This window comes from Clostridium sp. 1001271st1 H5, from assembly GCF_005845215.1.
Classification (GTDB): Bacteria; Bacillota; Clostridia; order Lachnospirales; family Lachnospiraceae; genus Enterocloster.
On record NZ_SPHO01000027.1, the window covers coordinates 19966 to 41291 of the forward strand.

Below are 21326 nucleotides of genomic sequence, written 5' to 3' on the forward strand. Positions count from 1 at the left end.
AAAGGAGAATAACATGCTGACAACCACTTATGAAATGCTTCAAAAGGCATATGAAGGCCGCTATGCAGTTCCCGCCATCAATACCCAGGGAGGAACCTATGACATCATACGGGCCGTGTGCATGGCTGCAGAGGAGCTTCGTTCCCCGGTCATACTGGCCCACTATGTGAATACAGGAGCCTATTCAGGCCATGACTGGTTTTACGAGACAGCAAAATGGATGGCCCGGAAGGTTTCAGTGCCGGTTGCAATCCATCTGGACCACGGGGACAGCTTTGAGCGCTGCATGGAGATGCTGAAGCTGGGATTTACCTCCATTATGTTTGACGGTTCCTCCCTGCCTGTGGAGGAAAATGCAGCAGCCACAGAGGAAGTGGCCAGGGTGTGCAGGACCTTCGGGGTACCGCTGGAGGCGGAAATCGGAGAGCTGTGCCGCCTGGATGACAAGGGAAATAAAATGGGCGCATCCAACATTGCGGACCCGGATGTGGTGAAGCAGTATCTCAGGCTGTGCCGCCCGGATTCACTGGCCATCGGCATTGGAAACGCCCACGGGTTTTACAACGGACCTGTGGATATCCGGGTAGAGGTGCTGGAGGAATGCAGGAAGTTTACGGATATTCCCTTTGTTCTTCACGGCTGTACCGGCATGGACGAGGAATTGGTCAAGCGTTCCATTGACAGCGGAGTGGCAAAAATCAATTTCGGCACCCAGGTGCGCTGCCGGTATGTGGAATATCTGAAGGAAGGGCTGGCTGAGGGAAAAGACCAGGGCCATGCATGGAAATTATCGCAGTATGCGGAGCTGCGGCTGCGCGAAGACATAAAAGACATCATCCGGCTGGCAGGCTCCCAGGATAAGGCGTGACACGGTACGGAATGAAACCTTGGAAAAGGAAGGTATGCTATGACATTGATTCCATTAAGACCTCTTATGGAGGCTTCTGTTAAACATGGGTTTGCCCAGGGGGCATTTAATGTGAACGCGGTAGCCCAGGCAAAGGCTGCCATCGAAGTACACAGTATGTTCCGCTCCGCGGCCATCCTGCAGGGAGCGGACCTGGCAAACGGCTTCATGGGGGGAAGATGCGACTTTATGAATGCCACCCTGGAGGATAAGAAAGCCGGCGCCGGGAATATTGCCAGGGCCGTTAAGAAATATGGGGAGGACAGCCCCATCCCCATTGTCCTTCACCTGGACCATGGACGTGATTTTGACTCCTGTGCAGCCGCCATACAGGGGGGATATACTTCGGTGATGATTGACGGGTCGTCCCTGGCCTTTGATGAGAATGTGGAACTGACCCGCGAGGTGGTAAAATACGCACATGCAAGGGGCGTCAGTGTGGAAGGGGAGCTGGGTGTGCTGGCCGGAGTGGAGGACCAGGTGTTTTCACAGGGCTCCACGTATACCAACCCTTTAAAGGCAGTGGAGTTTTTCCGGAAGACCGGCGTGGATGCACTGGCTATATCCTACGGCACTATGCACGGTGCTTCCAAGGGAAAGGATGTAAAGCTGCGCAAGGAGATTGCGGTGGCAATCCGGGAATGCCTGAACCATGAGGGAATCTTTGGGGCCCTGGTGTCCCATGGCTCATCCACGGTTCCCCAGTATATTGTGGATGAAATCAATGAGCTGGGAGGCACATTGACCGGTACCTATGGAATCGCCATAGAGGAACTTAAGGCAGCGGCCAGATGCGGCATCAACAAGATTAATGTGGATACGGATATCCGGCTGGCGGTTACCCGCAATATGAAAGAATTTTTTGCCTGCAACCCGGATAAGAGAAACAGCAGCTCCATCGGAGGCATCTATGAGCTGCTGGAATCCAAGCGGGAGCAGTTCGACCCCAGGGTTTTCCTGACGCCCATCATGGAAACCGTGATGACCGGCGCCATACCGGATGAGGATACGGCGGCCATTACAGACTGCATTGAGCGGGGCGTGAAGGAAGTGGTGGGCACCCTTATCGTACAGTTTGGCTCTTACGGCAAAGCGCCTTTGGTGGAACAGGTTTCCCTGGAGGAAATGGCTGACCGGTATAGGAAAATGCAGGTATTATAAATGGGAAAGGTGGTAGAGGCAATGTCTGCAAATGTTCTGGTGGTCCATGGAGGCGGCCCCACGGCTGTCATCAATGCTTCCCTGTATGGTGTTGTGGAGGAAGCCAGGAATTCCGGCAGCATAGGCAAGGTGTACGGCGCAATCGGCGGAAGTGAGGGGATTCTGAAGGAGCAGTTTCTGGATTTGATGCAGTATCCGGAGGAAAAGCTAAGGCTTCTGCTCCAGACGCCGGCCACGGCAATCGGTTCATCCAGGTATGCCCTGGAACAGAAAGACTATGACGCCATGGCAGGAATCTTCAAAAAGTACGGAATCCGTTATGTGCTTCTGAACGGGGGGAACGGGACCATGGATACCTGCGGCCGCATCTTTGAGGCGTGCAGGGGAGAGGACATCTATGTGGTTGGAATCCCCAAGACCATTGACAACGATATTGCCATAACAGACCATACGCCGGGATATGGAAGCGCGGCCAGGTTCATCGCTGCTTCCGCGGCAGAGGTTGGGGCGGATGTCAGGGCCCTGCCCATCCATGTGTGTGTCATGGAGGCCATGGGGCGCAATGCCGGATGGATTACGGCTGCATCTGCCCTGGCCAGAAAGAAGCCGGGGGATGCGCCCCATCTGATTTATCTGCCGGAGCGCCCCTTCCATGAAGAGGAATTCCTGGAGGATGTAAAACGCCTTTACGAAGAAAAGGGAGGCGTGGTGGTGGTTGCCAGCGAAGGACTGAAGAATGACAGCGGAGAACCTATTGTGCCTCCTATTTTCAAGGTTGGGAGGGCTACCTATTATGGGGATGTCAGCGCTTATCTGGCGAATCTGGTCATACAGAAGCTGGGAATCAAGGCCAGAAGCGAAAAGCCCGGCCTTTGCGGAAGGGCATCCATAGCCTGGCAGTCGCCGGTGGACCGTGACGAAGCAGTCCTGGCCGGAAGGGAGGCGCTGCGGGCGGCCATGGAGGGCATGAGCGGCGTCATGATTGGCCTTATACGGGATGAAAATGAGGATGGAGAGTACGGCGTCCGCACCGCGGCCATTCCCATCAAAGAGGTGATGCTGCATGAACGGGTGCTGCCGGATGATTACATAAATGACAGGGGAAATGATGTGACGGACGCATTCCTGAAATGGTGCAGGCCCCTCATCGGACCTGAATTAAGGGAGTTTGTGGACTTTAAAGAAGAGTATGAAAAGATGGGAGTGGGAGAATGAAACACATATTTCTGAACCTGAAACGGTTCGATATACCCAGGGAATACGGAGGGGTCAACAGTGTTGCGCCCATGGAGGAATGGGGGAGCTACATTGTGCAGAAGACCCAGGAAAAACTAAAGGCGTACAGCCCGGAGGATGTGGAGTTCGTCATGTATTTCCCGGAAGCCCATCTGATACCGGCAGTGAAGGCCCTGTGCGGGGACAGTCCGGTTAAAATCGGCTGCCAGGGGGTGTACAGGGATGATACGGCTGAAAACGGCAATTTCGGCGCATTTACCACCAACCGCACAGCCAATGCGGCAAAGGCAATGGGATGCAGTTCCGTCATCATCGGCCACTGCGAGGAGCGCAGGGATAAGGCCGGAATCCTGGAGGAAGCCGGAATCACGGATGGGGATGCAGTGGGAAGGCTGCTGAACCAGGAAGTCAGGGCGGCAATCCAGGCCGGGCTTACAGTGCTTTACTGTATCGGGGAATCTGCCGGGGAGCAGGAACGCTGGCAGGAGGTGCTTAAGGAGCAGCTGGAGACAGGGCTTAAGGACGTGGACAGGGAAAAGGTGGTCATTGCCTATGAGCCGGTATGGGCCATCGGACCGGGAAGGATACCGCCGGATGAAGCCTATATCACAAAAGTCGGTTCTTACATTAAGGAGATTACCGGCGGCATGGATGTTGTCTACGGAGGCGGACTCAAGGCGGACAACGCCCGTATGCTGGCTTCGGTCCCTGTCATGGACGGCGGACTGATTGCCCTTACCAGGTTCCAGGGTCAGATTGGATTTTATCCGGAGGAATATCTGGAAATCGTGGACGCCTATCTGGCACGCAACTGATTATAACAGGAGGATTATCATATGAAATTATCATTTGAATATGGTGCAGGGCTAATGGCGGCAGAGCTTCCTGACAGCACCGATGTGTTCATACCCGGCGAAACCGTGGCAGACCCGCCCTGCATTCCGGAGGACCGGCTGGTGGAAAAGACCCTGGAATCCATACGCAATCCCATGGGAATGGAACCACTGTCCCGTCTGGCCCGCAAGGGTTCCAAGGTGACCATCATTTTCCCGGACAGGGTAAAAGGCGGGGAACAGCCCACTTCCCACAGGAAAATATCCATCAGACTGATACTTAAGGAGCTGTATGACGCGGGAGTGGAGAAAAAGGACATTCTTTTAATCTGTTCCAACGGGCTTCACCGGAAGAATACAGAAACAGAAATCCACAACATACTTGGGGATGAGCTGTTCCATGAGTTCTGGCACACACACCAAATCATCAACCATGACAGCGAGGATTATGAGCATCTGGTGGATTTGGGCACCACGGACCGGGGCGACCCTGTGCTCATGAATAAATATGTGTATGACAGCGATGTGGCCATCCTTATCGGCCACACCCAGGGAAATCCTTACGGCGGCTATTCCGGGGGCTATAAGCACTGCGCCACGGGAATCACCCATTGGCGCTCCATTGCCTCCCACCATGTGCCTGAGGTGATGCACCGCAAGGATTTTACCCCGGTCAGCGGAACGTCACTGATGAGGACAAAGTTTGATGAGATTGGCCAGCACATGGAGAAATGCATGGGAAAGAAGTTTTTCTGCTGCGACGCCGTGCTGGACACAAAATCCCGCCAGATAGAGATTAACAGCGGCTACGCAAAGGTCATGCAGCCCCATTCCTGGATTATGGCGGATAAGAGGACCTATGTGCCGTGGGCAGAAAAGAAGTATGATGTGATGATATTCGGAATGCCCCAGTTCTTCCACTACGGCGAGGGCATGGGAACCAATCCCATCATGCTGATGCAGGCCATCTCAGCCCAGGTCATCCGTCATAAGCGCATCATGAGCGACAACTGCGTGATTATATGCTCCTCCCTGTGCAACGGCTATTTCCACGATGAGCTGTGGCCTTATACCAGGGAAATGTATGATATGTTCCAGCATGATTACATGAACACCCTGCCGGACATGAACCGGTACGGCGAATACTTTGCCACCAATGAGGAATATATCAGAAAATACCGTTACTGCAACGCATTCCACCCCTTCCACGGCTTTTCCATGATTAGCTGCGGCCATATTGCGGAAATGAACACCTCAGCCATCTATCTGTGCGGCGCCCAGGAACCGGGATTTGCCAGGGGGATGGGCCTTAAGACCAGGGCCACCATTGAGGAAGCCCTGGCTGACGCCAGGAAAAAGTTCGTGGGTCCCAACCCCAATATACTGGCTCTTCCCCAGACCTTTAAGCTGGGTGCCGTCCATCTGATGATGAAGGATGAGGTATATGAAGGAAAGGGGCAGGAGGACTGCGGGTGTGCCTGCCATATGCATGGATAGGTGATGCGGACAGCGCAGGATAACTAAATATAGAGGCATTGCTTTATGAATCCCCTCCTTTTTATGGAGCCGCGTTAATTTTGCGCATTCTTCCATAAAACGGGAGGGGATTTTTGCCTGATTTTAACAGCCGGCAGGAGCTGTTATAGAATTAAGCTATAAACCCGCCCCCCATCCCAGTTATTTTAAATTGTACACTCCGGCCGATTTCGATTAAAATAGAAAAGCAATAAATGTAAAAAATCCACCACATTCAGAGGAGAAGGATTATGTCAACAAACATGGAGGAAAAACCTGTCTCTGAGAGCGGGCAGATTAACCCACTGGGCCAACTGACGAGACAGCAGCTAAAAGAACTGGAGCAAAAGGAAAGAACACGGGGCCAGAAAATCCTGGATTTTATTATCATGGTGCTTCCGGTTATCTGCGGTTTCATTGCGATTATCGAGTACTGGGAGGTTCCCAACGGAAGTCCCAACAGCCATCCGTATACCTATGTATGGGCGGTGTCGGCCTTTATGGCTGCGTATGCTGTCTATGCCGTTACAGCCTGGATTAAGAACCGGAAGGGAGACAAAAGAACCGTGGAGGACCTGCGCTACCGCGCTCCCTTGTTTTCCGCCTTTTTTCTCCTGCTTACCTGTTATGATTATCTGACCTTAAAGACAGGCATCCTGTCCCAGCCCTTTGTCCCGTGCATGAACAGCATATTGAATATTGCCTGGGAGGACAGGGCGTATCTGCTTGAATGTACGCTCCACACGCTGCGCCTGCTGTTTTTGGGATATTTTATCGGGATTGCCCTGGGGCTGGTTACGGGTATTACCTGCGGCTATTCCGAGAGGGCGCGTTACTGGATTAATCCTGTCATTAAATTCCTGGGGCCTATTCCCACCGCAACATGGATTCCCATTATCATGGTTGTGGCCGCCTCCCTGTTCAGGGGAGCTGTGTTTATTATTGCCCTTGGCTCCTGGTTTGCGGTTACCGTGGCCTCCATGTCCGGCATCCAGAATGTGGACAAGGATTTCTTTGAGGCAGCAAGGACCCTGGGGGCAAACGAACGGCAGCTTGTTTTCAGGGTGGCGATTCCCCATGCCATGCCGTCTATTCTGCAGGGCTGCACCCAGGCCATGAGTTCGTCCTGTGTTGCAATCATGATTGCCGAGATGATGGGGGTAAAGGCCGGACTTGGCTGGTACATGAACTGGGCGAAATCCTGGGCAGCCTACGACAAAATGTTTGCAGCGCTGTTTGTCATCTGTTTTATCTTCACCATTGTGACAAAGGTGCTGGATTTGATTAAACGCCGTGTTCTCAGATGGCAGAACGGAGTGGTGAAATAATGGCAGAGAATACAATTATCCTTCGGTTGGACAACATATCAAAGAGTTTTGCAAAGGTGGAGCAGGATGAGGTTACCCATGCGTTAAATGAAGTAAATCTGTCCATGAAAAGCGGCGAGTTTATCAGCCTTGTGGGGCCGTCGGGATGCGGGAAGTCCACCATCCTCCGCCTTGTGGCAGGACTGATTCCGCCCACCACCGGCCATCTGACGGTAAACGGAGCAGAGATTACAGGGCCGTCGCCGGAGCGCGGAATGATGTTTCAAAAGCCCACCCTTTTTCCCTGGCTGACAGTGGAAAAAAATATTTCCTTCAGCTTAAAGCTCCAGGGGAAACTGAAGGGAAATGAGGAGAAGGTGGAGCGGATGCTAAAGGTTATTGGCCTGGAATCCTTCCGGAATGACTATCCTGGCCAGCTTTCCGGGGGGATGGCGCAGCGCGTTTCCCTGGTGCGCTCCCTGATTAATGAGCCGGATATACTGCTGTTAGACGAGCCTCTGGGAGCCCTGGACGCATTTACGCGCATGAATATGCAGGATGAGATTCTGAAGGTGTGGCAGGAGAAAAAACAGCTTGCAATCATGGTAACCCATGATGTGGATGAGGCCATTTACATGGGAACCAGGGTTATTGTCATGGACGCGCACCCGGGCCGGGTTGTCTCTGACATTAAAATAGATGAGCCCTATCCCAGAGAGCGCTCTTCCGGGACCTTTGTGGCCTGCCGGAATGAGATACTCAACCGTCTGCACTTCGGAGGAAGGAGCAGCGGACGTCAGCCGGAGACACAGACCCCTGTACAATAAAAAGCGCAGGCCATAAGCAAGAGGGAAACCTGCTTTTCCCCACGCCTCTGGCTGTGTACATAAAAAATGATTAAAATCAAAAAGGAGAACAGTATGATGAAAAAAACAAATGGGAAACGCGTTCTGGCAGCAGCGCTTGCGGGAATGATGGCTCTGTCACTGGCCGCCTGCGGCGAACAGGGCGGAGGAAACCCAACAGAAAGCGCAGCCACAGCAGCCGCCACGGCAGCGGAGACTGAATCAGCAGCACAAGCCCAGGATTCCGGCAAAGCCGGGGAGGAGGAAGCCGGCGCTGTAAGCCGTCCGGAGGCTGTTTCCGAGGAAGACTGGGCGGCCATGCAGAAGGAACCTGCCTTTGGCACAGCCTTGAATTACCTGTTTAACGGAGGCGCCTGTGTGTCTGCCGTGTACCTTGCCGAGGCATTGGGCTACTACCAGGATTACGGTATTAATGCGGAATATATAGAGGGAGAGTCGGTTGTCATCACGGTTGGTACAGGTAAGTGTATGTGGGGAACCGACCATATTGCCACCATGCTTGTGCCGGTGACAAACGGCGTGGAGATGACCTTTGTGGCCGGAGCGCATATGGGCTGCAAATCCATCTATGTATTCAATGACAGCGATATTAAGACAGCCGAAGATTTAAAGGGAAAGACCATTGCTATCCATGACGGCATCGGAAACTCCGACCAGAATATTATCTACCGTATGCTTGACGGCGAGGGTGTAGACCCCACTGCTGAGGTGGAGTATCTGGATATTGCAGACAGTGCGGCCAGCGTGGCTGCCATGGAGAGCGGTGAGATTGATGCTTCCATTTTCTCAGACTACTTTGTAATCGCCAATTACAGCGACAAGATGCGCAAGGTATGCTCCATTACTCCCAGCGATGAGTTTGAGGGAGAGGTGTGCTGCGTAACCGCCATGAACAATGACTTCCTTGCAAGGAATCCGGTTCACGCAAAATATATTGTTATGGCCATTAAACGTGCCGGACAATATGCACGTCTCCACTCAGAGGACGCGGTACAGTTGATGTTCGACACAAATAAGATGACCGGCGAGTTTGAGAATCAGCTTGAGTTCTGGGATTCCCTGGACTTCGGCCTGTCTGATGCAATCACAGAGGAAGCCCTTAAAAATATCGCAGCTGATTACATCCGCCTTGGGGTCATCCAAAAGAAGGAGCTGACAGCAGACGATGTCATGAAGCTTGCATGGACAAACGCGTGCCCGGATGAGGAGGTAGAGGGCCTGACCGTGGGCGACCCAAAGGATGTGGCAGGGCGTACCGTGGAGGTTCAGCATAAGGGTGAGTAAATAAGGGACCGTATAATTCAGGCTGACCGTTCAATATATGGGCAAACGTTTGGCAAGAAAAGCGTTGACCTTTTGCGGACTTTTGCGTATAATTTTTCTAACGGCTGACAGAAGTCAGCATTCAGGAAGAACCAGACGAATTGGATGAAGTAACATTAATAATCTAAGAAGCAAAAATACCAGGAAGGTAGTATGTATTCTCAAGGAATACGCTTATTCTGGTATTTTTTTATGCGTTTGCGCCTGGATACGGATTGTGTTTAAGGAATCTGTGCTGATAGGATGTAAGCCTATGGAGTGCAGGTTGATGGAAACCAGGTATACGGGCACGGCATAAAAAAGGAAATGGAGAGGGAAATGAGACGAGGAATGAAATATGCTGTGGCGGCCATGCTGGCCGTGTCCATGGCCGTGACGGGCTGCGCCAACAGCGGTGCTAAGGACAGTACAGGCCAAAACGCGGAAAACAGCGGTGGAAATGACGCCCGGGAGACAGGCGATAATGGGACCAGGGAGGACGTAATCGTGGTTATGGGGCCAACCTCAGAGCCAGAGGCCGGATTTGACCCTGCCTATGGCTGGGGGGCGGGCGAACATGTCCATGAGCCGCTGATTCAGAGTACGCTGACCGTGACAACCGCGGACCTGAAAATAGGATATGACCTGGCAACTGATATGGAGGTCAGCCAGGACGGGCTTACCTGGACCGTGAAGATACGGGATGATGCGTATTTTACAGACGGAGAGAAGCTGACTGCCAGGGATGTGGCGTTTACGTACAATACCCTGCGGGACACCAGTTCTGTCAACGACTTTACCATGTTGGAGAGTGCGGAGGCGCCGGATGGCACTACGGCGGTATTTCATATGAACCGCCCTTATTCCATCTGGCCCTATACCATGGCAATTGTGGGAATTGTACCGGAACATGCTTATGGGGCTGATTACGGGTCCCATCCCATTGGTTCCGGAAGATATATTATGAAGCAGTGGGATAAAGGGCAGCAGGTCATATTTGAGGCCAACCCGGATTATTACGGGCCAGCGCCGAATATGAAAAAGGTGACCATACTTTTCATGGAGGAGGACGCAGCTTATGCGGCTGTCATGTCCGGGCAGGCGGACCTGGCCTATACGGCTGCGTCCTATTCAGACCAGACCCTTCCGGGATATGAGCTGCTTTCCTTTGAGACAGTGGATAACCGTGGATTTAACCTGCCGGCTGTGAAGGCCGGGACCATATCTGGCGGCAATACCGGGGTTGGAAATGATTTTACGTCGGACGTACAGGTGAGAAGGGCTGTCAATATTGCCATTAACAGGGATGAGATGATTGAACATGTGCTGAACGGCTATGGAAGTCCGGCCTACAGTGTGTGTGATAAGATGCCATGGTATAATGAATCTGCAAAGACAGAATATAACCCTGAAAAGGCAGCAGAACTTTTGGAGGAAGCCGGATGGAAGGCTGGTTCTGACGGAATCAGGGAAAAGAATGGCGTCAAGGCAGGATTTACGCTGATGTACCCGGCCAGCGATTCCGTACGCCAGGCCCTGGCGGCAGACACGGCCAACCAGCTTAGGAATGTGGGGATAGATGTGAAGATAGAGGGAGTGGGCTGGGATGACGCCTACGACCGCGCCCATACAGAGCCGCTTATGTGGGGCTGGGGCGCCCATACGCCTATGGAGCTGTACAATATTTACCATACCATGAAGGATACAGGGCTGGCGGAGTACTCGCCTTATGCCAATGACAGTGTGGACCGTTATATGGACCAGGCCATGGCCAGCGGGAATCTGGAGGATTCCTACGAGCTGTGGAAGAAGGCCCAGTGGGACGGGACCACGGGCGTGACACAGAACGGGGATATACCGTGGATTTGGCTGGTGAATATAGACCATCTGTACTGGTCCAGAGACGGACTTAAGGTGGCGGAGCAGAAAATCCATCCCCACGGACACGGATGGTCTATTGTGAACAATGTGGACCAGTGGAGCTGGGAATAACAGAGGACAGGCACAGTATGAATGCAGGAAGGATAAAATCATGAGTTGGAAACGGGCGGGAGTTAATTTTATACGGATGGCAATCCTGCTGGTGCTGGTGAGCATGGCTGCTTTTTTCCTGGTGTCTGTCTCTCCTCTGGACCCGCTTGCCACCAATGTGGGGCAGGCGGCTCTTGGCAGTATGAGCAGCGGGCAGATTGCCAGGCTCCAGGAATACTGGGGCGTCAATACACCGCCTGTTACCCGATATCTGGCCTGGGCCGGCGATTTTCTTAAGGGAGACATGGGTATCTCCCTTTTGTACCGCAGGCCGGTAGCCCAGGTAATCGGGGAGAAGCTGGCCAATTCTCTCTGGATTATGGCAGCGGCATGGATTCTGTCCGGATTCATTGGATTCCTTATGGGAATAATAGCCGGGGCCAAAAAGGGAAAGGCTGCTGACCGGATTATCTCTTCTTATGCACTGGTAACTGCCAGTACGCCGGCCTTCTGGCTGGCCCTGGTGCTTTTGGTGGTGTTTGCAGTCTGGCTGAAGCTGCTTCCCATAGGACTTTCCGTGCCCATCGGCGTGGAGGCGTCGGCTGTGACCATGAAGGACCGCCTGGTCCATGGCATACTGCCTGCGGCGGCCTTGTCCATTACAGGTATTTCCAATATCGCCCTTCATACAAGGGAGAAGATGGCAGAGGTCATGGAAAGTGATTATGTATTGTTTGCCAGGGCCAGAGGCGAATCGGAATGGTCCATTATCCGCAGGCATGGAATCCGCAACATTCTCCTTCCTGCCTTGACGCTTCAGTTTGCCTCTGTCAGCGAGATATTCGGCGGCTCCGTGCTGGTGGAGCAGGTATTTTCCTATCCGGGCCTGGGACAGGCGGCTGTGACAGCCGGATTGGGCGGGGATGTGCCGCTGCTCATGGGTATTACAATCATCAGCGCGGCCATTGTATTTTTAGGGAACTTCACTGCCAACCTTTTGTACGGAACAGTGGACCCCAGAATCAGGAGGAGCAAGGGATGAGCGCACAAAGACACAGGTGGAACCGCCGCAAGGCCATGGCGGTGCTGCTGGCGGTATCGGTCATCCTGCTGGCGGCCATTGCCGTTGCAGGCCAGGTGCTGAAGGAACAGGCTCTGGCCACGGATTTTACCAGAAAAAACCTGCCGCCCAGCCTGGCCTGCCCCTTTGGTACGGACTGGATGGGACGCGACATGTTTATACGCAGCCTTACAGGACTTTCCATCAGCATACGCATCGGGCTGCTGACAGCCTGTATCAGCGCGGTGGTGGCATTTATCATGGGTACCATGGCCGCTTGTCTGGGCAGGGTTACGGATGCTGTCATAGGGGGAATCATTGACCTGGTCATGGGAATACCCCATATCCTGCTGCTGATTCTTATTTCCTTTGCCATGGGAAAGGGATTCTGGGGCGTACTGATTGGCATTTCCCTGACTCACTGGACCTCACTGGCCAGGCTCCTGCGGGGGGAGGTCATGCAGCTTCGTGAAAGCCAGTACATACAGATTGCAAAGAAGCTGGGAAAGGGCAGGTTTTACATTGCCTTCAAACATATGACGCCCCATTTGCTGCCCCAGCTCTTTGTGGGCATGGTTCTTTTGTTTCCACATGCAATTCTGCATGAAGCCAGTATTACCTTCCTGGGATTCGGACTGGCGCCGGAACAGCCTGCCGTGGGAGTTATTTTGTCAGAGAGCATGAAATACCTGGTCATGGGAAAATGGTGGCTGGCCCTGTTTCCGGGGCTTTTGCTGGTATTCGTGGTGGTACTGTTCCATTTTATCGGGGATACCCTGAGCCGTCTGCTGGACCCGGCCCAGGCCCATCTGTAGAACCTTGGCAGTCCGTTGCAGGAAACATTCCGGAAACATTTAAGGGCAGAGTTTTGTTTGGCAGGAGGTTGACATGGAGGAAAAACAAGTCATATTATCAGTGGAGCATCTTATGATTTCATTTACCCAGTATGTAGGGGGGTGGCGCCAGAGGGAGCTTCCTGTGATTCGTGACCTGAACATAAAGGTACGGGAGAATGAGGTGGTGGCTGTGGCTGGTTCCAGCGGTTCGGGAAAGAGCCTTCTGGCCCATGCGGTCATGGGGCTTCTCCCGCAGAATGCCGCCTGCCAGGGAACGGTTTCCTTTGAGGGGGAAATTCTGACCCAGAAGCGGAAGGAACAGCTTAGGGGGAGCCGGATGGTGCTGGTGCCCCAGAGTGTGTCGTATCTGGACCCGCTCATGAAGGTGGGTGAACAGGTCCGGAGGGGACGAAAGGATAAGGAGAGCGTGGAGCGCTGCAGCGAAGCCCTTGGGCGCTACGGGCTGGGAGAGGATACAGAGGGACTGTATCCTTTTGAGCTGTCCGGGGGAATGACCAGGCGTGTGCTGATTTCCACGGCAGTGATGGAGCACCCCAGACTGGTCATTGCAGATGAGCCAACGCCCGGACTTCATATCAGTGCTGCCAGGCGCGTGCTGTCCCATTTCCGGGAAATAGCGGATGAGGGCGCAGGCGTTCTGCTCATTACCCATGATTTGGAGCTGGCCCTGGAAGTGGCTGACAGGATTGTGGTATTTTATGCAGGCACCAATGTGGAGGAGGCCCTGGCAGCGGATTTTGGGGATGAGCAGAGACTCAGGCATCCCTACACCAGGGCTTTGTACCGGGCTATGCCCAGCCACGGGTTTAAAGCAGCTTCCGGGACCCAGCCCTATGCGGGGGATATGCCCATGGGATGTCCCTACGGGCCCCGGTGTTCGGATAGGGATGAGGGCTGCCTGCAGGAAATTTCCTATCGCAGTTTTCGTGACGGCATGGTAAAATGCAGGAAGGCGGGAGTATGAAGCTGGAAGCAATCAATATTTCATTCCAATACGACAATGGGAACAGGAGAATCCTGAACAATGTCAGCCTGAGTCTGGAAAGCGGGGAACGTGTGGGGCTGACGGCTCCCAGCGGCTTTGGCAAGACTACTTTTTGCAAAATACTGGCTGGTTATGAAAAACCGGACCATGGGACTGTGACTCTGGACGGAAAACCCCCTGTCTCTTACGGAAGCTACAATCCGGTGCAGATGATATGGCAGCATCCGGAACTGTCGGTAAATCCCCGTCTTAAGATGGGGGAGGTGCTGAGGGAGGGGGACTCGGTGGAGGAGCGGGTGGTCCGCGGACTGGGAATTGAACCGGACTGGCTGAACCGGTATCCGGGAGAATTGTCCGGCGGGGAGTTGCAGCGGTTCTGCATAGCCAGGGCCTTGGGAAAGAGGACCCGGTTCATTCTGGCAGATGAGATAAGCACCATGCTGGACCTGATTACCCAGAGCCAGATTTGGGGTTTTCTTCTGGAGGAAGTGAAGAGGCGGGATTTGGGGCTGCTGATGGTCAGCCATTCGGAGGAACTAACGGAACGGGTCTGCAGCAGGGTGATTGATTTGAGAGAGGAGAACGAAAGATGGACGTAAGGGAATTGCTGGAACAGGTAAAGGCCGGCAGTATTAAGATAGACGATGCAGAGAAGCAGCTTAAGGACCTGCCCTATGAGGATTTGGGGTATGCTAAGCTGGACCACCACAGAAAGCTGCGTTCCGGTTTTGGGGAAACCGTGTTCTGCCAGGGAAAGCCGGATGCATACCTTTTGGAGATTTTCAGGAAATTTTATGAAAGGGACGGAGAGGTCCTGGGAACCAGGGCATCTGCGGAGCAGGCGGAGCTGGTCAGAGCGGCAGTGCCAGAGGCAGTGTATGACCCCATATCCCGGATTCTGAAGGTGGAGAAGCCGGGAAAGGAACGAAGGGGCTATGTGGCGGTGTGTACCGGAGGTACGGCGGACATACCGGTTGCCGAGGAAGCGGCCCAGACCGCCGAATACTTCGGCTGCAGGGTAGAGAGGATATTTGATGTGGGAGTTGCCGGAATCCACAGGCTCCTGGCCCAAAGGGAGCGCTTTGATAAGGCCAACTGTATCGTGGCAGCGGCGGGGATGGAGGGGGCGCTGGGCACGGTGATTGCCGGCCTGGTGGAGTGCCCTGTGGTGGCAGTTCCAACCTCTGTGGGATATGGAGCCAGTTTCCACGGATTATCCGCATTGCTTACAATGCTTAATTCCTGTGCCAACGGGATTTCAGTGGTTAATATTGACAATGGATACGGGGCCGGCTATCTGGCGACCCAAATAAACAGAATGGCGGTGAGATAAGATGGGAAAGATTTTATATTTGGAGTGTAATTCCGGTATCAGCGGGGATATGACAGTGGGGGCCCTGCTTGATTTGGGGGCGGACAGGCAGGTTCTGGAGCATGCGCTGGAAAGCCTGGGCGTGAATGGATATCATCTTCACTTTGGCCGGAAGGTTGTGTGCGGTCTGGATGCCTTTGATTTTGATGTGCATTTGGAGGAGGATGGGCATGAGCATGTTCACGGCGGGGAGCATGAGCACAGCCATGAGCATGTTCACGATGGGGGGCATGAGCACAGCCATGAGCATGTTCACGATGGGGAGCATGAGCACAGCCATCACCATCCGCACATACACCGGAACCTTCACGATATTTACCATATCATAGACCATCTGGATTCCAATGAGAGGGTGAAGGAGATGGCCAGGAATATGTTCCGCATTGTGGCGGAGGCGGAATCCAAGGCTCATGGGCTTCCCATTGAGCAGGTTCATTTCCACGAAGTGGGCGCCATTGATTCCATTGTGGATATCATCAGCGTGGCAGTCTGCATTGACAATCTGGGCGTGGAGGATGTGGTGGTTTCTGCATTGTCGGAAGGTCATGGCCATGTCCATTGCCAGCACGGCGTGCTGCCGGTTCCTGTTCCGGCTACAGCCAATATTGCATCATCCTATGGACTGGAGCTGCATTTTACAGACAATGACGGGGAGATGGTCACCCCTACCGGGGCAGCGGTTGCCGCAGCACTGCGGACAAAGGACCGGCTTCCTGCTTCCTGCCGTCTGCTTAAGATAGGAATGGGCGCCGGGAACAAGGTGTTTAAACAGGCAAATGTACTTCGGGCCATGCTGCTTGAGACTTCACAGGATGAGAACCGTACCATGTGGGTACTGGAGACAAACCTGGATGACTGTACAGGGGAGATACTGGGACTTGCCATGGAGATGCTTCTTGATGCAGGGGCTGCGGATGTGTGGTATACCCCCATCTATATGAAGAAAAACCGTCCTGCCTATATGCTGTCCGTGCTCTGCGGGGAATCGTCCGTAGAGGCCATGGAAGAAATCATTCTGACCCAGACCACTACCATTGGAATACGCCGGTATCAGGTGGAAAGAACCATCCTTGGGCGGAATGAAATCCAGGTGGAAACCGGTTACGGGCCGGCGGATGTGAAGGTGTGTACTTATAAAGGCAGAACATTCTTTTATCCGGAGTATGAAAGCATCCGGCGGATTTGCAGGGAACAGGGCGTGGATTTTCAAACCGCATACCATGAAGTCCGTATGAAGGCAGAGGAAAGCCGGCAGGAAAAATGATAAGGATGATATCAGATTAGGAGATTCGTATGAATATGGAAAACAACACTGACAGCGATGCAGCCTTATTCCCGCACCATTTGAGAAAGCAGCTGGAGGCCAGAATGGAACAGCTGGCCAGGGAGGATATCTGCCTGGCATTTTCCGGCGGCGTGGATTCCAGCCTGCTTTTAAAGGCAGCTGCAGACGCAGCAGCCCATACAGGAAGCAGGGTGTATGCCGTGACCTTTGACAGCCGGCTGCATCCTTCCTGCGACCTGGAGATTGCCAGACGTGTGGCCGGAGAGCTGGGAGGAATCCATGAAGTCATAACCGTGGATGAGCTGGAGCAGGAAGCAATTAAAAATAATCCGGTGAACCGCTGTTACCTGTGCAAGCGCCATCTTTTCCTGAAACTGACAGAGCTGGCAGAGGCAAGGGGTATCCGCCATATCCTGGACGGCACCAATGAGGACGATATGCATGTATACCGTCCCGGAATCCGGGCATTGAAGGAACTGGGGATTTTAAGCCCGCTGGCAGAGCTGCACATAACCAAGGCCCAGGTAAAGGCCATGGCATCGGAGTACGGCATATCGGTGGCGTCCCGGCCGTCCACTCCCTGCATGGCCACCCGCCTGCCCTACGGCGCTTTGCTGGATTATGAGGTGCTGGAACGAATCGGAGAGGGGGAGTCCTATGTCAGGACCATTATTCCCGGCAATGTACGGCTCAGGCTTCACGGAGATATTGTGCGCCTGGAACTGGACACAGAGGCCTTTGGAGTATTCATGGAACGGCGGGAGGAAATCGTCAGCCGTCTGAAGGAGATGGGCTTTGTATATATTACCCTGGATGCAGAAGGGTTCCGCTCCGGGAGCATGGACACGGGGGTGAATGAGGGACGGATGAAGGACTGATGGAGGGCTGTGTGAGGCCGGGAAAAGTGAGGCCGGGAAAAAAACCAGGAAATGTGTGCCTGGGAAGAACCCGCAGGAAATCCGGGCATTTAAAATCCGGCCAGAACTAAAACATTATCAGTAATTGGGATATATTTTGCCTGAAAAACTCCAAAAGGATTATAAACATTTTCATTCTTTCTGTTTCGCCTGTATTATCTATATATAGATAATACAGGCGTTTTCCACTTTATCCCATATTGTTTCTATTATCCAAAAACGAATATTTTCCTCTGTTTCTTAACGAAATTGAACTTTACTACCATAAAAAACCGTGTTAGAATTAAAATCGTGAGTTTGTAAATTTTACGTAAAGATAAAGTAAATAATTAAGAGAGTAGGTAAAAAAGAATTATGGACATGTCGTTTTCCTTTTTCCTGCGGCAGCTGGTGACAAATCCGGCCCTGTTGATCACAGTCCTTCTGACCCTTGGGGTTATCTGTGTCAATGGCATCACGGACGCGCCAAATGCCATTGCCACCTGCGTGTCAACCAGGTCACTGGATGTGAACCTGGCCATTGTCATGGCGGCAGTCTGCAACTGCGCAGGAGTGGTTGTGATGACCATGGTAAATTCCACAGTCGCCATGACCATTACCAATATGGTCAACTTCGGAGATGATACCTCCATTGCACTGGTGGCACTGTGCGCCGCACTGTTTTCCATTGTGGTGTGGTCGTCCTTTGCCGTATCCATTGGCTGTCCTACCAGTGAGAGCCATGCGCTGATAGCAGGACTTACAGGTGCTGCCGTGGCCATCCGGGGCGGATTTTCAGCCATCAATACCGCAGAGTGGATGAAGGTAGTTTACGGCCTGGTTTTTTCTGTTGTACTGGGATTTTTAAGCGGTTACCTTTCCTGTAAGCTGGTGGCCTGGACCTGCCGGGACATGGACCGCAGGAAGACCACCGGATTTTTCCGGTACGCCCAGATTGGCGGGGCCGCTGCCATGGCATTTATGCACGGCGCCCAGGACGGACAGAAATTTATGGGCGTTATGCTGTTAGGCATCTGTATGGTCAACGGGTCCAGCAATACCCAGGGAGTACAGTTCCCGCTGTGGATGCTGCTGCTTGGGTCGGCGGCCATGGCGCTGGGAACATCTATCGGAGGAAAGAAAATCATCAAATCCGTGGGCATGGACATGGTACGCCTGGAAAAATACCAGGGCTTTTCCGCGGATATGGCGGGAGCTGCCTGTCTTCTCGGTTTTTCCATTTTCGGCATTCCTGTCAGTACCACACATACTAAAACCACGGCCATCATGGGCGTGGGAGCTGTGAAACGCCTGTCGGCCATTAACTTCAGTGTGGTCAAGGATATGGTGATGACCTGGGTCATGACCTTTCCCGGCTGCGGTATTATTGGATTTCTGATAGCGAAGCTGTTTATGATGTTGTTCCATGGATAAGTAAAGGAGAAGATAAGATGTCTAAGAAAAGTGATAGTTACTATTTTCAGAATTTCATCGAGTGTGTGGAGTGCGGATGTCAGGCAGCTAAAATGCTGGAGGACAATCTGAACCATTTTGATACAGGACTTTTGCAGGACAAGCTGGACGAGCTGCATCGGATTGAGCATGATGCGGATAAGAAAAAGCATGAGATGATGGCTGTGCTGGTCAAGGCATTCATCACTCCCATTGAGCGGGAGGATATCATCCTTTTGAGCCAGAGTATTGATGAGGTGACGGATAAGATTGAGGATGTGCTGATTCGTATCTACATCAACAATGTCCAGAAAATCCGCCCGGAGGCCCTTGCCTTTATCAAGGTCATCATCCGTTGCTGCCAGGCCCTTAAGGAGGTTATGGAGGAGTTTGCGGACTTCAGAAAATCCAAAACCCTTCACGGCCTGATTATTGAGATTAATGCCCTGGAAGAAGAGGGCGACCGGTTATTCATTGACTCCATGCGCAGGCTTCACGCCGAGGTGACAGACCCTATTGAAATCATTGCCTGGAGGGAGATTTACGCCTACCTGGAGAAATGCTGCGATGCCTGTGAGCATGTGGCCGATGTGGTGGAAAGCGTTATTATGAAGAATACCTGATGTCCGGCAGAGCCTGAACAGCCTGCAGGCGGATATGGAAGAATACATAAAAAAGAGAGAAGGCATCGTTCCCGGGTGATGGGAAACGATGCCTTATTTATTGGACGGTTTTCAGATTAATAGATGCTGCCTCCTATATGTACCAGCTGTTCCAGAAGGGCCTGCATCCTGGGAACCGCCGGATGGTTTTCCAGGCCATATTCCCCAAAGACCGAGTCCAGGCGGGGGAAGGCCAGCCATGTGCTGCCGGCTTCATCCTCCCAAACGGAAATGCGCAGGGGCAGTTCCAGGGATACGCTCTGGTCTGCTGCCATGAGTCCGGTGCCTACCTGGGGAGAACCGAATACAAGTACGGTGGTCGGGCGGAGAGAAAGTCCGGCATCAGCAGCATTCTGTCCATGGTCAAATTTGGCGAATACCGGGATGTTCCGTTCCTTAAGGGCTGTTTCCAGGCGGGATACTGTTTCCGCCGCAGAGAACTGGCCTTCCAGGAGGAAGAGACGGTTGTCGTCGTATCCGGTGGACAGAAGGTCGCCGTAGGCGCCTGCTATCCGGCGGCCCAGATTGGTGAAATCCACACCTTCCTTATTGCACATAAGGGTGACGCAGACCAGCTCGGCGGCATCGGTAAAGCGGCTCAGGAAGGATGAGTAGCCATTGACAGATCCTTTTATATCCATGAGTCCCCGGTGATGGTAAAACTGCCATCCGGCTGCGGCCGGAACTGTTTTTCCATCAGGAAGATTCCATGGTGCGTAGATGAGGGCGCGGTTTTCCGGCTTATGAATCAGGACAGAGCCTGCCAGGCCGATGTCCCAGAAGGAGATATCCTGGGCAGAGGCCCATATGTCGGAAAAGCCCCGCAGCGCCGTGGATTCCGCTGCCGGTATGGGAGAGCCGCTGCTGTCATAGGATACGGCAGGTTCCGTGGGATTGATATAGAGCCTGTCCTTTTTAAATAATTGATGGATGTTGTCTGTCTGGGAAATGTCCTCATAATGGAAACAGCCCAAATCCTCTTTAAAACCCGTGTGTGCAAGGCCCAGGAACTCAATCTGACGGCTGGTCACGAAATCATGGTAGCTCTGACCGCTGACCCGTTCCACGATTTCCGTCAGCAGCAGGAAGTTGGTCGCACTCTGTTCCACATCTGTGCCCGGGATAAAATGCAGGGATTCTCCGGCAGCCAGCCGGGTCAGGGCCTCAAAGGTCCATGGGGTGTCTGGTCTGAACCCTGGAGCGCGGCGGTAGTCCGGCAGTCCCGATGCATGGCGAAGGAGATGAAGAAGGGTGACATTCCTCCAGGTCTCCGGCAGCTCCAGTATGTAGGCAGAAGCTTCACTGTTTACATCCAGTCCGCCGTCCTCATGAAGCTGCATGATTGCCACGGCTGCAAATGCCTGGGATATAGGGCCGGCCGGCCACATGGTGTTGGGGGAAGCCAGACGCCTCCTCCGGCTGTCTGAATAGCCATACCCGGCTACCCTTGGTATGTAGGGGGCCTGTACAATGGCTAAGGTAAGCCCGTCAATTTTTTCCTTCTCCATAAAGCTCCATATCATCTGGTCAACGGTATGACCCAGATAGGAGATATCAGGGTTACCTCTCATTTTCATGGATGTGTGTTCGCGGGTTTTCATAATTTGGCTCCTTTCCTGATTCTGCTGACAATCCGGCGTTAACTGTAATCGCAAAAAA

19 protein-coding genes are annotated in these 21326 nt (G+C 53.1%); 18 read left to right on the top strand and 1 reads right to left on the bottom strand.

Annotation, left to right across the window (positions count from 1 at the left end):
• The first annotated feature begins 13 nt into the window (after positions 1 to 13).
• From FGS84_RS26870 to FGS84_RS26955, 18 genes are all read left to right on the top strand, one after another.
• Positions 14 to 868 carry a class II fructose-bisphosphate aldolase gene (locus FGS84_RS26870; protein WP_138311286.1) on the top strand — a complete coding sequence of 285 codons (855 nt, stop codon included), beginning with the start codon at positions 14 to 16 and terminating at the stop codon, positions 866 to 868.
• Between the two features lie 39 nt (positions 869 to 907).
• The gene (locus FGS84_RS26875; RefSeq protein WP_138311287.1) at positions 908 to 2068 is read left to right on the top strand and encodes a ketose-bisphosphate aldolase; all 1161 of its coding nucleotides are present in this window, start codon (positions 908 to 910) and stop codon (positions 2066 to 2068) included.
• A gap of 21 nt (positions 2069 to 2089) precedes the next feature.
• Complete coding sequence (locus FGS84_RS26880) at positions 2090 to 3283, top strand: diphosphate--fructose-6-phosphate 1-phosphotransferase (protein ID WP_138311288.1); 1194 nt, start codon at positions 2090 to 2092, stop codon at positions 3281 to 3283.
• Complete coding sequence (locus tag FGS84_RS26885) at positions 3280 to 4119, top strand: triose-phosphate isomerase family protein (protein WP_138311289.1); 840 nt, start codon at positions 3280 to 3282, stop codon at positions 4117 to 4119. Before FGS84_RS26880 ends, FGS84_RS26885 begins: the two co-directional genes overlap by 4 nt.
• A gap of 21 nt (positions 4120 to 4140) precedes the next feature.
• A complete protein-coding gene (locus tag FGS84_RS26890) occupies positions 4141 to 5634 on the top strand; it encodes a lactate racemase domain-containing protein (RefSeq protein WP_138311290.1) in 1494 nt (497 codons plus the stop codon).
• 269 nt (positions 5635 to 5903) lie between these two features.
• Entirely contained in the window at positions 5904 to 6980 is a 1077-nt protein-coding gene (locus FGS84_RS26895; protein ID WP_138311291.1) for an ABC transporter permease, read from the top strand.
• The gene (locus tag FGS84_RS26900) at positions 6980 to 7786 is read left to right on the top strand and encodes an ABC transporter ATP-binding protein (protein ID WP_138311292.1); all 807 of its coding nucleotides are present in this window, start codon (positions 6980 to 6982) and stop codon (positions 7784 to 7786) included. The genes FGS84_RS26895 and FGS84_RS26900 overlap by 1 nt, the downstream gene beginning before the upstream one ends.
• Before the next feature lie 93 nt (positions 7787 to 7879).
• On the top strand, positions 7880 to 9109 hold the full coding sequence (locus FGS84_RS26905) for an ABC transporter substrate-binding protein (RefSeq protein ID WP_138311293.1): 1230 nt from the start codon (positions 7880 to 7882) through the stop codon (positions 9107 to 9109).
• A 357-nt stretch (positions 9110 to 9466) separates the two neighbouring features.
• A complete protein-coding gene (locus tag FGS84_RS26910) occupies positions 9467 to 11119 on the top strand; it encodes an ABC transporter substrate-binding protein (RefSeq protein ID WP_347563896.1) in 1653 nt (550 codons plus the stop codon).
• A gap of 40 nt (positions 11120 to 11159) precedes the next feature.
• Positions 11160 to 12140 (top strand): ABC transporter permease, encoded by a 981-nt coding sequence (locus tag FGS84_RS26915; protein ID WP_138311294.1) that lies wholly within the window; start codon positions 11160 to 11162, stop codon positions 12138 to 12140.
• Positions 12137 to 12973 (top strand): ABC transporter permease, encoded by an 837-nt coding sequence (locus FGS84_RS26920; protein WP_138311295.1) that lies wholly within the window; start codon positions 12137 to 12139, stop codon positions 12971 to 12973. Before FGS84_RS26915 ends, FGS84_RS26920 begins: the two co-directional genes overlap by 4 nt.
• A gap of 73 nt (positions 12974 to 13046) precedes the next feature.
• Positions 13047 to 13979 carry an ABC transporter ATP-binding protein gene (locus tag FGS84_RS26925; RefSeq protein ID WP_138311296.1) on the top strand — a complete coding sequence of 311 codons (933 nt, stop codon included), beginning with the start codon at positions 13047 to 13049 and terminating at the stop codon, positions 13977 to 13979.
• The gene (locus FGS84_RS26930) at positions 13976 to 14599 is read left to right on the top strand and encodes an ATP-binding cassette domain-containing protein (RefSeq protein WP_138311297.1); all 624 of its coding nucleotides are present in this window, start codon (positions 13976 to 13978) and stop codon (positions 14597 to 14599) included. Before FGS84_RS26925 ends, FGS84_RS26930 begins: the two co-directional genes overlap by 4 nt.
• Positions 14590 to 15333: a nickel pincer cofactor biosynthesis protein LarB gene (larB, locus tag FGS84_RS26935; RefSeq protein ID WP_138311298.1), complete on the top strand. Its 744-nt coding sequence runs from the start codon at positions 14590 to 14592 to the stop codon at positions 15331 to 15333. Before FGS84_RS26930 ends, larB begins: the two co-directional genes overlap by 10 nt.
• Position 15334: 1 nt before the next feature.
• Entirely contained in the window at positions 15335 to 16636 is a 1302-nt protein-coding gene (gene larC, locus FGS84_RS26940; RefSeq protein ID WP_138311299.1) for a nickel pincer cofactor biosynthesis protein LarC, read from the top strand.
• A 29-nt stretch (positions 16637 to 16665) separates the two neighbouring features.
• A complete protein-coding gene (gene larE / locus FGS84_RS26945) occupies positions 16666 to 17535 on the top strand; it encodes an ATP-dependent sacrificial sulfur transferase LarE (protein WP_138311300.1) in 870 nt (289 codons plus the stop codon).
• Positions 17536 to 17928: 393 nt separating this feature from the next.
• Entirely contained in the window at positions 17929 to 18987 is a 1059-nt protein-coding gene (locus tag FGS84_RS26950) for an inorganic phosphate transporter (RefSeq protein ID WP_138311301.1), read from the top strand.
• Positions 18988 to 19004: 17 nt separating this feature from the next.
• On the top strand, positions 19005 to 19628 hold the full coding sequence (locus FGS84_RS26955) for a DUF47 family protein (RefSeq protein WP_138311302.1): 624 nt from the start codon (positions 19005 to 19007) through the stop codon (positions 19626 to 19628).
• 116 nt (positions 19629 to 19744) lie between these two features.
• Here FGS84_RS26955 and FGS84_RS26960 read toward each other — a convergent pair whose 3' ends face one another.
• Positions 19745 to 21268, bottom strand: a complete 1524-nt coding sequence (locus FGS84_RS26960; RefSeq protein WP_138311303.1) for a serine hydrolase — start codon at positions 21266 to 21268, stop codon at positions 19745 to 19747.
• Positions 21269 to 21326: the final 58 nt, after the last annotated feature.

Bases quoted from the DNA above. Each gene is read 5' to 3' on its own strand.
- FGS84_RS26870 (WP_138311286.1), top strand. From the start codon at position 14: ATGCTGACAACCACTTATGAAATGCTTCAAAAGGCATATGAAGGCCGC.
- FGS84_RS26875 (WP_138311287.1), top strand. From the start codon at position 908: ATGACATTGATTCCATTAAGACCTCTTATGGAGGCTTCTGTTAAACAT.
- FGS84_RS26880 (WP_138311288.1), top strand. From the start codon at position 2,090: ATGTCTGCAAATGTTCTGGTGGTCCATGGAGGCGGCCCCACGGCTGTC.
- FGS84_RS26885 (WP_138311289.1), top strand. From the start codon at position 3,280: ATGAAACACATATTTCTGAACCTGAAACGGTTCGATATACCCAGGGAA.
- FGS84_RS26890 (WP_138311290.1), top strand. From the start codon at position 4,141: ATGAAATTATCATTTGAATATGGTGCAGGGCTAATGGCGGCAGAGCTT.
- FGS84_RS26895 (WP_138311291.1), top strand. From the start codon at position 5,904: ATGTCAACAAACATGGAGGAAAAACCTGTCTCTGAGAGCGGGCAGATT.
- FGS84_RS26900 (WP_138311292.1), top strand. From the start codon at position 6,980: ATGGCAGAGAATACAATTATCCTTCGGTTGGACAACATATCAAAGAGT.
- FGS84_RS26905 (WP_138311293.1), top strand. From the start codon at position 7,880: ATGATGAAAAAAACAAATGGGAAACGCGTTCTGGCAGCAGCGCTTGCG.
- FGS84_RS26910 (WP_347563896.1), top strand. From the start codon at position 9,467: ATGAGACGAGGAATGAAATATGCTGTGGCGGCCATGCTGGCCGTGTCC.
- FGS84_RS26915 (WP_138311294.1), top strand. From the start codon at position 11,160: ATGAGTTGGAAACGGGCGGGAGTTAATTTTATACGGATGGCAATCCTG.
- FGS84_RS26920 (WP_138311295.1), top strand. From the start codon at position 12,137: ATGAGCGCACAAAGACACAGGTGGAACCGCCGCAAGGCCATGGCGGTG.
- FGS84_RS26925 (WP_138311296.1), top strand. From the start codon at position 13,047: ATGGAGGAAAAACAAGTCATATTATCAGTGGAGCATCTTATGATTTCA.
- FGS84_RS26930 (WP_138311297.1), top strand. From the start codon at position 13,976: ATGAAGCTGGAAGCAATCAATATTTCATTCCAATACGACAATGGGAAC.
- larB (WP_138311298.1), top strand. From the start codon at position 14,590: ATGGACGTAAGGGAATTGCTGGAACAGGTAAAGGCCGGCAGTATTAAG.
- larC (WP_138311299.1), top strand. From the start codon at position 15,335: ATGGGAAAGATTTTATATTTGGAGTGTAATTCCGGTATCAGCGGGGAT.
- larE (WP_138311300.1), top strand. From the start codon at position 16,666: ATGAATATGGAAAACAACACTGACAGCGATGCAGCCTTATTCCCGCAC.
- FGS84_RS26950 (WP_138311301.1), top strand. From the start codon at position 17,929: ATGGACATGTCGTTTTCCTTTTTCCTGCGGCAGCTGGTGACAAATCCG.
- FGS84_RS26955 (WP_138311302.1), top strand. From the start codon at position 19,005: ATGTCTAAGAAAAGTGATAGTTACTATTTTCAGAATTTCATCGAGTGT.
- FGS84_RS26960 (WP_138311303.1), bottom strand. From the start codon at position 21,268: ATGAAAACCCGCGAACACACATCCATGAAAATGAGAGGTAACCCTGAT.